Annotated in this window: 14 protein-coding genes; 8 read left to right on the top strand and 6 right to left on the bottom strand. The window is 73.0% G+C overall.

What is annotated here, in order from left to right; genetic code table 11:
• Positions 1-2 precede the first annotated feature (2 nt).
• Together L2C96_RS12275 and cds1 are read left to right on the top strand one after the other, a co-directional pair.
• A complete protein-coding gene (locus tag L2C96_RS12275; RefSeq protein ID WP_020417398.1) occupies positions 3-284 on the top strand; it encodes a DUF4229 domain-containing protein in 282 nt (93 codons plus the stop codon).
• Positions 268-1341, top strand: a complete 1074-nt coding sequence (cds1, locus tag L2C96_RS12270; protein WP_237336226.1) for an L-cysteine desulfhydrase Cds1 — start codon at positions 268-270, stop codon at positions 1339-1341. The genes L2C96_RS12275 and cds1 overlap by 17 nt, the downstream gene beginning before the upstream one ends.
• On the opposite strand, the gene L2C96_RS12265 is transcribed toward cds1, so the two are convergent.
• Genes L2C96_RS12265 through L2C96_RS12250 form a run of 4 tightly spaced genes read right to left on the bottom strand, consistent with a single transcriptional unit; the run spans position 1334 to position 4481 of the window.
• Positions 1334-2206, bottom strand: coding sequence for a 1,4-dihydroxy-2-naphthoate polyprenyltransferase (locus tag L2C96_RS12265; protein ID WP_237336225.1), 873 nt, complete (start codon positions 2204-2206; stop codon positions 1334-1336). The genes cds1 and L2C96_RS12265 overlap by 8 nt on opposite strands.
• Positions 2207-2229: 23 nt before the next feature.
• Positions 2230-2370 (bottom strand): hypothetical protein, encoded by a 141-nt coding sequence (locus L2C96_RS12260; protein WP_020417401.1) that lies wholly within the window; start codon positions 2368-2370, stop codon positions 2230-2232.
• Between the two features lie 31 nt (positions 2371-2401).
• Complete coding sequence (menE, locus tag L2C96_RS12255) at positions 2402-3550, bottom strand: o-succinylbenzoate--CoA ligase (protein WP_237336224.1); 1149 nt, start codon at positions 3548-3550, stop codon at positions 2402-2404.
• Between the two features lie 7 nt (positions 3551-3557).
• Entirely contained in the window at positions 3558-4481 is a 924-nt protein-coding gene (locus L2C96_RS12250) for a 1,4-dihydroxy-2-naphthoyl-CoA synthase (RefSeq protein WP_020417403.1), read from the bottom strand.
• A 57-nt stretch (positions 4482-4538) separates the two neighbouring features.
• Here L2C96_RS12250 and menD point away from each other — a divergent pair, with 57 nt between their 5' ends.
• Genes menD through L2C96_RS12230 form a run of 4 tightly spaced genes read left to right on the top strand, consistent with a single transcriptional unit; the run spans position 4539 to position 8759 of the window.
• Positions 4539-6203 carry a 2-succinyl-5-enolpyruvyl-6-hydroxy-3-cyclohexene-1-carboxylic-acid synthase gene (menD, locus tag L2C96_RS12245; RefSeq protein ID WP_020417404.1) on the top strand — a complete coding sequence of 555 codons (1665 nt, stop codon included), beginning with the start codon at positions 4539-4541 and terminating at the stop codon, positions 6201-6203.
• Between the two features lie 56 nt (positions 6204-6259).
• On the top strand, positions 6260-7759 hold the full coding sequence (locus tag L2C96_RS12240) for a M1 family metallopeptidase (protein ID WP_237336223.1): 1500 nt from the start codon (positions 6260-6262) through the stop codon (positions 7757-7759).
• 24 nt (positions 7760-7783) lie between these two features.
• On the top strand, positions 7784-8269 hold the full coding sequence (locus L2C96_RS12235) for a DUF3592 domain-containing protein (protein WP_237336222.1): 486 nt from the start codon (positions 7784-7786) through the stop codon (positions 8267-8269).
• A 22-nt stretch (positions 8270-8291) separates the two neighbouring features.
• Positions 8292-8759, top strand: coding sequence for a dihydrofolate reductase family protein (locus L2C96_RS12230; protein ID WP_237336221.1), 468 nt, complete (start codon positions 8292-8294; stop codon positions 8757-8759).
• On the opposite strand, the gene L2C96_RS12225 is transcribed toward L2C96_RS12230, so the two are convergent.
• Positions 8756-9151: a zinc-ribbon domain-containing protein gene (locus L2C96_RS12225; RefSeq protein WP_237336220.1), complete on the bottom strand. Its 396-nt coding sequence runs from the start codon at positions 9149-9151 to the stop codon at positions 8756-8758. The genes L2C96_RS12230 and L2C96_RS12225 overlap by 4 nt on opposite strands.
• A gap of 35 nt (positions 9152-9186) precedes the next feature.
• Complete coding sequence (locus L2C96_RS12220; RefSeq protein WP_027932757.1) at positions 9187-10032, bottom strand: inositol monophosphatase family protein; 846 nt, start codon at positions 10030-10032, stop codon at positions 9187-9189.
• Between the two features lie 143 nt (positions 10033-10175).
• Here L2C96_RS12220 and L2C96_RS45050 point away from each other — a divergent pair, with 143 nt between their 5' ends.
• Both L2C96_RS45050 and L2C96_RS12210 read left to right on the top strand, forming a co-directional pair.
• Positions 10176-11297 carry a glycosyltransferase family 4 protein gene (locus tag L2C96_RS45050; protein WP_202961412.1) on the top strand — a complete coding sequence of 374 codons (1122 nt, stop codon included), beginning with the start codon at positions 10176-10178 and terminating at the stop codon, positions 11295-11297.
• 4 nt (positions 11298-11301) lie between these two features.
• Positions 11302-12408 (top strand): glycosyltransferase, encoded by a 1107-nt coding sequence (locus tag L2C96_RS12210; protein WP_020417411.1) that lies wholly within the window; start codon positions 11302-11304, stop codon positions 12406-12408.

The following is a 12408-nucleotide window of genomic DNA, read 5'->3' as shown; positions in this document are numbered from 1 at the left end:
ACGTGAGCGAGACCCGTACTCATCTGGGCCGTGACCTGACGCTTTACCTGCTCGCGCGGTTCGGGCTGATCGTCGTCGTGGCGGCCGTGCTCGTCCTGGTGAAGGTGCCGTTGCTGGTCGCCGTCGCCGTCGGTGTGGTGGTCGGCCTGCCGGTCGGGCTGCTCGTGTTCCGCAAGCTGAATGCGCGGGTCACCGCAGGTCTCGCGGTGCGCAACGAGCACCGGGCGCGGGAGCGCGCGAAGCTGCGGGCCCAGCTGCGGGGCGAGGATGCCGGCGACGAATAGGGCGTGGGTGCGCGAGGCGATCCGCCTGATCGAGGCCGACGCCAACCGCAGCGCCGACACGCACCTGCACTGCTTCCCGCTGCCGCCCGAGTGGGGCGTGGACCTGTACCTGAAGGACGAGTCGGTGCACCCGACCGGCTCGCTCAAGCACCGGCTGGCGCGGTCCCTGCTGCTCTATGCGCTGGTCAACGGGCAGATCGGCCCGGAAACGACGTTGATCGAGGCGTCCAGCGGCTCGACCGCGGTGAGCGAGGCGTACTTCGCGCGGATGCTCGGGCTGGACTTCGTGACGGTGGTGCCGCGCAAGACCAGCCGGGAGAAGATCGAGCTGATCGAGTTCTACGGCGGGCGGTGTCACTTCGTGGACGTGCCGTCCGCGATGTACAGCGAGGCCGAGCGGCTGGCCGCGGAGTGCGGCGGGCACTACCTCGATCAGTTCACCTACGCCGAGCGGGCGACGGACTGGCGCGGCAACAACAACATCGCGGAGTCGGTGTTCGCGCAGATGCGCGCGGAACGGCATCCGGTGCCGTCGTGGATCGTGGTGGGCGCGGGCACCGGCGGGACGAGCGCGACGTTCGGCCGGTACGTGCGCTACCGGCGGCACACCACGAAGATCGCGGTGGCCGACCCGGAGAACTCGTCGTTCTACGGGGCGTGGCAGACCGGCGCGATGGACTACACCACGGGCATGCCGTCACGCATCGAAGGCATCGGACGGCCGCGCGTGGAGCCGTCCTTCGTGCCGACGGTCATCGACCACATGATCCAGGTTCCGGACGCCGCGTCCATGGCGGCGATCAGGCTGCTGCGGGAGCGCACCGGCCACTGGGCGGGCGGCTCGACGGGCACCGCGCTCTACGCCGCCTTCGAGATCATCGCGGGCATGCTCGAAGCCGGCCAGGTGGGCAGCGTGGTAACCCTCATCTGCGACGGCGGCGAGCGGTACGCGCACACCTACTACAACGACGACTGGATCGCCGAGCAGGGCTTCGACCTGACCCCGCACACGGCCCGCATGGAGCGGTTCCTGGCGACGGGCAAGTGGGTCAGCTGACCGCGAGTCCCACGGCGGTCAGCACCGACCAGGCCAGCATCGCCAACCCGGTGTCCTTCAGCACCGGGATCAGCCCCGGCCCGTTCCCCCCGCCGGTGATCACCCGCACCGGGGTCCGCAGCAGCGGCGCCGTCACCAGCGCGATCAGCAGCCAGGGGTGCCACACCGCCAGCAGCACCGTCACCGCGTACGGCACCGCGATCAGCGCCAGGTAGAACCGCCGCGTGCCGGCGTCCCCAAGCCGCACCGCGAGGGTCACCTTCCCGGCCACCCGGTCGGTCGGGATGTCCCGCAGGTTGTTGGCCACCAGTACGGCCATCGAGAAGCACCCGACGGCCACCGCGGCCCCCAGCGCTTCCCAGCTGATCCGCCCGGCCTGCACGTACACGGTGCCCAGCACCGCGGCCAGGCCGAAGAAGATGAACACCGCGACCTCGCCGAGCCCCGCGTAGCCGTAGGGCTTCCGGCCGCCGGTGTAGAACCAGGCGCCGAGGATGCACGCGGCCCCCATCGCGAGCAGCCACCACCGCCCGGTGACCGCCACCAGCACCAGCCCGAGCACCCCGGCCACGCCGAAGCAGGTCAGCGCGGCGGTGAGCACGAGCTTCGGCGCCGCGGCACCGGAGCCGACCAGGCGGAGCGGCCCGACCCGGTCGGCGTCCGTGCCGCGGATGCCGTCGGAGTAGTCGTTGGCGAAGTTGACGCCGATGATCAGCGCGAGCGCCACGAGGAGCGCCAGCAACGACTGCCACCAGGTGAACGCCCCCAGCTGGATCGTCGCCCCCACGCCCGCCACCACGGGAGCCACCGCGTTGGGCAGCGTCCGCGGCCGGGCACCCTCGATCCACTCCGTCACAGTCGCCATGACTGCATTCTCGTCGAGCGCGCTTACTCCGCGGCGACCGGTACGGACCAGGTGAGCGTGCCGGAGTCCGGCAGGGGCGGATCGGCCGCCGCCGTGCCGGCCACCGCGAGGACGGCGAACGCGGCACCGACGGCCGCGACCAGGAGACGTTTCAGCGAGATCATTGGCTAACTGAAAAACGGCCCGCCCCGGATGTCAACCAACCGGGGGAAAAATCTGCTCCGCGACCGCTGTTCGGTCGATTTTGCCGGGCCCGCGCAGCGGGAGTGTGGTAACGAACTCGACCCGCTTCGGCACGGCCGCCGCACCCGCCGCCGAACGCACCGCCGCCCGCAGCTCGTCCACGTCCGGCACCTCGCCCTCGGGCACGACCGCGGCCGCCACGACCTGGCCCCACTCCGCGTCCGGCAGCCCGACGACGCACGTCTCCCGCACCCCGGGCAGGGACGTGATCAGGCGTTCCACCGCCGCCGCGGACACCTTCACCCCGCCGGTGTTGATCACGTCGTCGAGGCGGCCGAGGACTTCCAGGCGCCCGTCGCGCAGCTGCCCGCGGTCCCCGGTGCGGAACCAGCCGCCGTCGAACGCCGCCGCGGTGAGGTCGGGCCGCAGCCGGTAGCCGTGGGTGAGCACCGGCCCGGAGATGAGGATCCGGCCGTCGTCGGCGATCCGCACGCCGACCCCGTCCAGCGGCACCCCGTCGTAGACGCAGCCGCTCGCGGTCTCGCTCATCCCGTAGGACGGGACGATCCGCACCCCGGCCTCCTTGGCGCGGGCGCGTAAGGCCGGGGTGGTCGCGGCGGCGCCGAGGATGATCGCGTCGAACGCCTTTGCCGCGTCCAGGCCGGGGCCGCCGGCGTCGAGCAGCCGGGTCAGCTGGGTCGGAACCATCGCGGTGTAGCGCGGCCCGTTCCCGGCGAGCACCGGCCGCGCGGCCTCGGCGAAGCGTTCCGCCCGGAACGGCCCGGGCGGCAGCACCGCGAACGGCTGTCCGGCCAGCATCGACCGGACCAGCACCTGCAGGCCGCCGATGTAGTTCGCGGGCGTGGCGAGCAGCCACCGTCCCGGCCCGCCGAGCCGCGCGTGCGTGGCCGCCGCGGAGGCCTGCAGCGCCTCGGCGGACAGCAGCACGCCCTTGGGCTCGCCGGTGGACCCGGAGGTCGCGATGATCACCGCGGTGCCCGGCTCCACCGGCTCGTCCGGCCGCATGCCCGCCAGCAGCCCGGCGGCCTTGGGGTCGCCGCCGTCCAGCGGCAGCACCGCCTCGCCCCCGTCGAGCGCCGCGGCCAGTGCCCCGGCCAGCTCGTCGACCGACTCCGGACCCCGCAGCCAGACCTCGCGCACGCGCACCTCAGTAGTAGTAGGGGAAGGCGGACCAGTCGGGGTCCCGCTTCTGCAGGAACGCGTCCCGCCCCTCGACGGCCTCGTCCTGCATGTAGGCCAGCCGGGTGGTCTCGCCCGCGAAGACCTGCTGCCCGACCAGCCCGTCGTCGATCAGGTTGAACGAGTACTTCAGCATCCGCTGGGCCGTCGGCGACTTGCCGAGGATCTCCCAGCCCCACTGCAGCGCCTCGGCCTCCAGCTCGGCGTGCGGGACGACCGCGTTGACCGCGCCCATCCGGTGCATCTGCTCGGCGGTGTACTCGCGGCCGAGGAAGAAGATCTCCCGCGCGAACTTCTGCCCGACCTCGCGTGCCAGGTAGGCCGACCCGAACCCGCCGTCGAACGAGCCGACGTCGGCGTCCGTCTGCTTGAACCGCGCGTGCTCGGCCGAGGCGAGGGTGAGATCGCACACCACGTGCAGCGAGTGCCCGCCGCCCGCGGCCCAGCCAGGGACCACCGCGATCACGACCTTCGGCATGAACCTGATCAGCCGCTGGACCTCCAGGATGTGCAGGCGGCCGGCCCGCGCGGGGTCCACCGTGTCGGAGGTCTCGCCGCTCGCGTACTGATACCCGGACCGACCGCGAATACGCTGGTCACCACCGGAACAGAACGCCCACCCACCGTCCTTCGGCGAGGGACCGTTCCCCGTCAGGAGGACGCAGCCGACATCTGAGCTCATCCGCGCGTGGTCGAGAGCGCGGTACAGCTCGTCGACGGTGTGCGGGCGGAAGGCGTTGCGAACCTCGGGGCGGTCGAACGCGACGCGCACGACGCGTTTGCCGGAGCGGGCCTCGACGGAACGGTGATAGGTGATGTCGGTGAAACCGAAACCCTCGATTTCGGTCCAGGCGGACGGGTCGAACAGCTCGGAAACCTGGGCGTCATGCACGTTTGGGAGAATAGGCCGTGTGACTGTGGTGACGGGTGACACGCCGGGGGGTCCCCGGTGAATCCGTCGACCGCCCAGGCCAAGGTGATCGTGGACGAACTCGTCCGCAACACCGTCTCGCACGTGGTGCTTTGCCCCGGTTCGCGCAACGCGCCGCTGTCGCTGGCGCTGTACGACGCGGCCGCCGCCGGGCGCCTCCAGCTGCACGTCCGCATCGACGAGCGGGGCGCGGGCTTCCTCGCGCTGGGCATCGCGGCGCGCACCGGACGACCGGTCGCCGTGGTCTGCACCAGCGGCACCGCGGCGGCGAACTTCCACCCGGCCGTCCTGGAGGCCGACCGCGCCGGGGTCCCGCTGATCGTGCTCACCGCCGACCGCCCGCCGGAGCTGCGGGCCGCGGGCGCGAACCAGGTCATCGAGCAGCAGCGGCTCTACGGCGGCGCGGTGCGGTACTTCGACGAGCTGGCCGTCGCCGAGCGGCGCGGTGGCCAGAACGCGTACTGGCGCAGCCAGATCTGCCGGGCATGGAACGCGGCGTACGGCGAATGGCGGTGCGGCCCGGTCCACCTGAACGTCCCGTTCCGCGAGCCGCTGGTGCCCGACGGCGACGACGAGTGGTTCGAGTCGCTGGAGGGCCGCCCCGGCGGGGAGCGCTGGACCGAGCTGCCGGACTTCGGCGCGCTGCCGTCGTTCGTGGTCCCGTCGGCGCGCTGCGGTCTGGTCATCGCGTGCGACAGCGGGGTGCGGGCGGCCGGTGAGTGGGGTGAGCAGCACGGCTGGCCGGTGATCTCGGAGACCGGCGGGCTGGGCCTGCTCGGGACGTCGGCGATCTCGTCGGGCGTGTGGCTGCTCGGCGCCGAGGAGTTCATCCGGCGGCACAAGCCGGAGCAGGTGCTGTGCCTGGGCAGGCCGACGGTGTTCCGCCAGATCCAGCAGCTGCTGTCGGACTCCGACGTCGAGGTGCTGCTGGTCCGCCCGGACTCGGACTGGCCCGCGCCCGCCCACAACGTGCGGCAGGTCGGGCAGTGGTTCGACTCGCCGACCAAGCCGGCCGATCCGGAGTGGCTGGCCGCGTGGCAGCGGGCGGACGCGCTGGCGAACGAGGCGGTCGGCACGGCGTTGCGGCGCGAGCAGTGGCCGAGCGGGCTGCGGCTGGCGTCCGAGCTGGTCGACGCCCTGCCACCGGACGCGCTGCTGGTGGTCGGCTCGTCCAACCCGGCGCGGGACGTGGCGCTGGCCGGCCGGATGCGGCCGGACGTGCTGGTGCACCGCAACCGTGGCGTGGCGGGCATCGACGGCACGGTGTCGACGGCGATCGGCGCGGCGTCGGTGCACCGCGGGCAGTCGTACGCGCTGCTCGGCGACCTGACGTTCCTGCACGACGTGAACGGCCTGCTTGCCGGGCCGCCGGAGACGCGCCCGGACCTGACGATCGTGGTGCTCAACGACGACGGCGGCGGGATCTTCTCGCTGCTGGAGCAAGGGGCGCCCGAGCACCGGGACGCGTTCGAGCACGTGTTCGGCACCCCGCACGGCGCGGACCTCTCGGCGCTGTGCGCCGGGTTCGGCATCCCGCACGTGCGGGCCGGGACGATCGAGGAGTTCCGCGAGGCGCTGCGCCCGGCGCCCGGTCTGCGGGTGGTCGAGGTGCAGGTGGACCGGTCGCGCCACCGCGACCTGCACGCCCGCATCCGCTCGGCGGTGTCCACCGCTCTCAGTTAGCGGGAACCATCTTTCGGACGTGTCCGGTGGGAAGTTTTCCCGCTAGCGTCCCCGCCATGCGTCTGCGAACTCGCGCCGGCCTGGGGGCCGTGACCACCGGAATCGCGATCGTGCTCCTCGCTTCGACCGCCTCCGCCGCGCCCGCCCCGGGCGCTGCCGGAGCCGGCGACCCCTACTACCCGTACGCCGGCAACGGCGGCTACGACGTCGCCCACTACGACATCCGCCTCACCTACCAGCCGGCCACCGACCAGCTCGCCGGCACCACGACGATCCTCGCCAGGACCACGCAGGAGCTGTCCAGCTTCGACCTCGACTTCGGGCTCCACGTGAGCGGGATCCGGGTCGACAACGTGCCCGCCGCCTTCCGGACCGTCCGCGAGGGCGAGCTGGAGGTCACCCCGGCCAAGCCGCTCGCGAAGAACCAGCCGGTCACCGTCGTCGTCACCTACGCCGACACCCCGTCCAAGGTCGTCATCGACGGCTACACCGCGTGGAAGAAGACCCCGGACGGCGCGCTCGCCGTCGACGAGCCGCAGAACTCGCAGTGGTGGTACCCGGCCAGCGACCACCCGACCGACAAGGCCACCTACGACGTCTCGGTCGAGGTGCCCGACGACGTCGCCGCCCTGTCCAACGGCACGCTCGTCCGCAAGACCAAGCAGCGGGCCGGCTGGACGCGCTGGAACTGGCGCAGCACCCAGCCGCAGAACACCTACGCGACCACCCTCGAAGTCGGGAAGTTCGAGGTCAACCAGGCCACCACGCCCGGCGGGCAGCCGTTCGTCACCGCCTACGACCCGGCCACCGGCGATTCGCTGGGCGCGGCGAAGGCCAGCGTCGAGCGCACCCCGGAGATCGTCGAGTTCCTCGCGAGCCAGTTCGGCGAGTACCCGTTCGAGGCTCAGGGCGGGGTCGTCAGCACCGGCCTGACCTTCGCGCTGGAGGCCCAGACGCGGCCGGTGTACAGCAACAAGTTCTTCGTCTCCGGGACGAACACCTCGGTCGTCGCGCACGAGAACGCGCACCAGTGGTTCGGCGACTCCGTCTCGCTGGGCCGCTGGAGCGACATCTGGCTCAACGAGGGCTTCGCCAGTTACGCCGAGTACCTGTGGTCGGAGCACCAGGGCGAGGGCACCGCGGCCGAGCTCGCCCAGTACGTCTATGACTCCTACCCGACCGACGACCCGTTCTGGCAGGTCCTGCCCGGCGACCCGGGCGCGGCCAACCAGTTCGACGACGCCGTGTACGACCGCGGCGCGCTGGCCGTGCAGGCCCTGCGGACCGCCGTCGGCGACGACGCGTTCTTCACGATCCTGCGCACCTGGGTGGCCCGGCACCGGGGTGACGACGCCCGCATCAGCGACTTCGTCGCGCTGGCGGAGGAGGTCTCCGGCAAGCCGCTGCAGCAGCTGTTCCAGACCTGGCTGTTCACCGCGGGCAAGCCGGCCACCGGCCCGAACGGCGCGGCGACCCTGCGTGCCGCCGCCCAGCCGCGGTCCTACCCCGCCATCCAGCGCACTCACCAGCTGCTGGCGGCCGGAGACAGCCGTTAACCCGCACCTTCTATGCTCGGTGGAGTGACGGCGAGGACTCTGTGGTGGCTGAAGATCGGCCGTCGCTGCGTGCTCGCCGTCGCCGTCGTGATCACCGTGCTCTGCGCCGGGCTGCTGCTCGCCGCGATCCGCAACGACCAGGCGATCACCGGCAACCTGGGCACGGCGACGGCCGAGGTGGACGCGGTGGCCTGGGACCGGACGATCATCCGGTTCGAGACGCCGGACGGCATCGTGCACAGCCCGTCCAACGGCGTGCTCTACCCGGGCGGCCTGGTCGCGGGCGACCTGGTGCGCATCGAGTACGACGCGACCGACCCGGACCTGGCCCGCGTCGCGGGCCGCACGGCCACGTTGACGCTGCTGCCGCTGGGCACCACGATCCTGATCACCTGGGTGGTCGCGGGCGCGGTGGCCTGGCTGATCCGCCAGCGACTGCGCCGCGAGCCGGCGGTGACCGAGCCGGAGGTCGCCCTCGCCGAGGCCGAGACTCCGGTGAAGTCCGGCTGACCTCCGGCAGCGAGGGGCTCCCGTGCGCAGCGTCACCTACTCCATGTCCGTCTCGCTGGACGGCTACATCGTCGGGCCGGACGGCCGGTTCGACTGGTCGGCGCCCACCGAGGAGGTCTTCCGCCTCGCCATCGAGGAGGTGCGCGGCGTCGACGCGATCTGGAAGGCGATGCCCAAGGTCGTGTTCTCCACCAGGCTGTCCGCGGTGGAGGGCAACGCGCGGCTGGCTTCCGGCAGCCCGGCCGAGGAGATCGAGCGGCTGCGCGCCGAGCCGGGGGACGGCGACATCGCGATCGGCGGCGCGACCCTCGCCGCCGAGGTCGCCGCGGCCGGGCTGATCGACGAGTACCTCGTGCGGGTCCACCCGGTGCTCGTCGGCGGTGGCACCCCGTTCTTCGCCCGCCGGGAGCGCCGGGTGGACCTCGAACTCGTCGAAAACCGCACTCTCAGCGGGAAGGTCGCCTTCCTCCGCTACCGCGTGGCGCGTTAGAACCCCTGGCGCGGCGGCTGGATCTGCTGCTGCGGGTACTGCTGCACGTGTTGCTGCGGCGCGTGACCCGGCTGCGGGTACCCGGCCTGCGGGTGTCCGGCCTGCGGGTAACCGGCCTGCGGCACGGGCGGCTGCTGCGGCACGGGCTGCGGCGCCTGCTGCTGCATGGCCTGGACCTGCTGCGCCTCGTCCTTGGTCAGCTTGTTCGTCATGCCGCAGAAGGTGCACACCGTGAAGTACTTCGAGCTGATCGGGAACAGCGGGATGAAGAACAGCGTGAACTTCGTGACGGCGCGGCGCAGCGCGTGCGCGCTCGGGTTCTGGCAGTTCCCGCACAGGTAGGTCGCGGTGGCCAGCTCCTGGACGCTCTTGCGCCAGCCGTAGATCAGCATGTGGTGTTCTCCCGGGTCCGTGATCTTGTGCGGACCTAGGACGCGCGGATGCCCCGTTCGGTTTCCTGCCACCACGACAGGACTTCCTCGGCGACGCTGGGCGCGGCGACGAGCAGGCCGTCGGTGGGCAGCGGGCTGTCCGACCCGCGCCGGTCGAGCACGACGGCGCCGGCCTCGATGGCCAGCGCGACCGACCCGGCGACGTCCCACTCGTGGTAGCTGTGCAGCACCGCGGCGATGGCGTGCCCGAGCGCGACCTGCGCGATCGACAACGCGGCCGAGCCGAGCACGCGGACCCCGGCGTGCGCCTCCGCGGCGCGTTCGATGAACGAGCCCATGCCCGGCCACGGCCCCTTGCGGGCCAGCTCGGTGCACACGATCGACCCGGCGATGCGGTCCCGGTCGACCAGCTTGACCGGCTTGCCGTTGGCGCGCGTGCCGCGGCCGCGGGCGGCGGCGTAGATCTGGGCGCGGTAGGGGTCGGCGACCACCCCGACGACGGGTCCGGACGCGTCGACCAGCGCGAGGCTGTAGGCGCACCACGGCACCCCGGCGACGTAGTTGGCCGTTCCGTCGACCGGGTCCACCACCCAGCGGTAGGCCGCCGAGTCCGCGCCGGTGTCGGCCCCGAACTCGCCGCCGACGACGGGGATGCCGGGGAACTCCGCGGTCAGCACGCGGCGGGTGTGCCGCTCCAGGATGCGGTCGGTGTCGGTGACCCAGTCGAACGGCGAGTCCGCCACGTCCGGGTGGGCGCCCCGGCCCGCGGTCGCCGTGATCACGTCGGTGGCGTCGTTGGCCAGCCGCCCGGCGACCTCGAGCGCTCGCGACAGCAAGCCCGGTTCGACCGGGTGGGGTGGACGGGCGGAGAGGAGGGTCACGCCAGCCGAGTGTGGCGGCAGCAGATGTCCGGGACGCGACACCCAGGTGAAGCGGAGAAAGCTTCGTGAAGTTCGGGCACCGTTGGTCCCGTGGTCACGCGGGCTTTTCTCCCCGAACCGGACCGGCTGCCACGGTGGGGATCGTGCGCGTCGCCATCGTCACCGAAAGCTTCCTCCCGCAGGTGAACGGCGTGACCAACTCCGTGCTGCGGATCATCGAGCACCTCACCGGCACCGGCCACGACGTGATGGTGGTCGCGCCCGGCCTCACCGGGCCGACGCACTACCGGGGCGCGCCCGTGGTGCGGATCCCGGCGCTGGACCTGCCGGTGGTCAACTCGCTGCCGATCGGCCTGCCCACCCGCACGGTGCTGACCGCGCTGACCGCGTTCGGGCCGGACGTGGTGCACCTGGCCTCGCCGTTCGTGGTCGGCGCCCGCGGGCTGGCCGCGGCCCGGCGGCTGCGGGTGCCCTCGATCGCGGTGTTCCAGACCGACATCGCCGGGTTCGCCACCGCGTACGGGCTCGGCCTCGGCGCGCGGGCCGCGTGGCGATGGGTGCGCCGGCTGCACACCAAGGCCGACCGGACGCTCGCGCCGTCCACCCAGTCCGTGGAGGACCTGCGCGCGCACGGCGTGCCCCGCGTGCACCGGTGGGGCCGGGGGGTGGACGTCGAGCGGTTCTCGCCGGAGCACGCGGACCCGGACCTGCGGGCCCGGCTCGCGCCGAACGGGGAGCTGCTGGTCGGGTTCGTCGGGCGGCTGGCGCCGGAGAAGGAGGTCGGCAGGCTCGCCGCGCTGGCCGGGGTGGACGGCGTGCGGCTGGTGGTCGTCGGCGACGGGCCGGACCGCGAGGAGCTGGCCGAACGCCTGCCCGGCGCCGCCTTCCTCGGCGCCCGCTACGGCGACGAGCTGTCCGCGGCCTACGCGAGCCTGGACGTGTTCGTCCACACCGGCCCGCACGAGACGTTCTGCCAGGCGGTGCAGGAGGCGATGGCGTCCGGGCTGCCGGTGCTCGCGCCGGACGCGGGCGGCCCGCGGGACCTCGTCCTGCCCGGTCGTACCGGCTACCTGCTGCCGCCCGACCCGGCCGGCTTCGCCGAGGAGCTGGTGCGGCGCGTGCGCGACCTGCGTGACCCGGCGCTGCGGGAACGGCTGGGGACCAAGGCCCGCAAGGTCGTGCTCCGCCGGACGTGGCCCGCGGTGTGCGCGGAGCTGGTGAACCACTACGAGGTGGTCACCGGCCGCGTCGCGCGAGCCGCCTGATGCCATGCACATCGTCCAGCTGGCGAACTTCTACGGGCCCAGGTCCGGCGGTCTGCGCACGGCGCTGCACCACCTGGGCGCCGGTTACGTGGCGAGCGGCCACCGCGTGACGCTGGTCGTGCCGGGGCCCCGGCACGCCGAGGAACGGCTGCCGACCGGGGTGCGGCGGATCAGCCTGCCCGCGCCGAAGATCCCCGGCACCGGCGGCTACCGCGCGGTCGACCCGTACCGGGTGCGGGCGCTGCTGTCGGCGCTGCGCCCGGACCGGCTGGAGGTGTCGGACCGGCTGACCCTGCGCGGGATGGGGGTGTGGGCGCACCGGCGTGACGTGCCCAGCGTCGTGATCTCACACGAGCGGCTGGACCGGCTGCTGGAGCAGTTCCTGGTGCCCGGTCCGCTGGCCCGCCGCGTCGCCGACGCCGCCAACCGGCGCATGGCGGGCAACTACGACACGGTCGTCTGCACCACGTCGTTCGCCCGCGAGGAGTTCGACCGGATCGGCGTCGCCAACGTCCGCCAGGTCCCGCTCGGGGTGGACCTCGCGGCTTTCCGCCCCGCGCACCACGATCCCGGGCTGCGGCACGAGCTGGCCTCCGGCGCCGACGCGTTGCTGGTCCACTGTGGACGGCTGTCGCCGGAGAAGCACGTGGAGCGCAGCGTGGACACGGTCGCCGAGCTGACCGAGTCGGGGGACCGGGTGCGGCTGGTGATCGCCGGGGACGGGCCGCGCCGCCGGGCGCTGGAACGGCGGGCGCGCGGGCTGCCGGTCACGTTCCTCGGGTTCGTGTCCGACCGGGCCGCCGTGGCCCGGCTGCTGGCCAGCGCGGACGTCTCGCTCGCGCCCGGTCCGCACGAGACGTTCGGGCTCGCGGCGCTGGAGGCGCTGGCGTCCGGGACGCCGGTGGTGGTGTCGCAGTCCTCGGCGCTGCGCGAGATCGTCCGGCCCGGATGCGGGGCCGCGGTGCCGGACGTGCCGCGGGCGTTCGCGTCCGCCGTGACCGGCCTGCTGGAGAGCCCGGAGGACCTGCGACGTGCGGCTTCCCGGGCGCGGGCGGAGGAGTTCGCGTGGCCCGCGAGCGTGCAGGGGATGTTGTCTGTTTTAGGCTCCTGA

Origin of the sequence: Amycolatopsis tucumanensis, assembly GCF_021654135.1 — a bacterium.
Lineage (GTDB): Bacteria > Actinomycetota > Actinomycetes > Mycobacteriales > Pseudonocardiaceae > Amycolatopsis_E > Amycolatopsis_E tucumanensis.
Note: the sequence above shows the minus strand (reverse complement) of the source record. Positions and strands in the feature narration are given on the sequence as shown.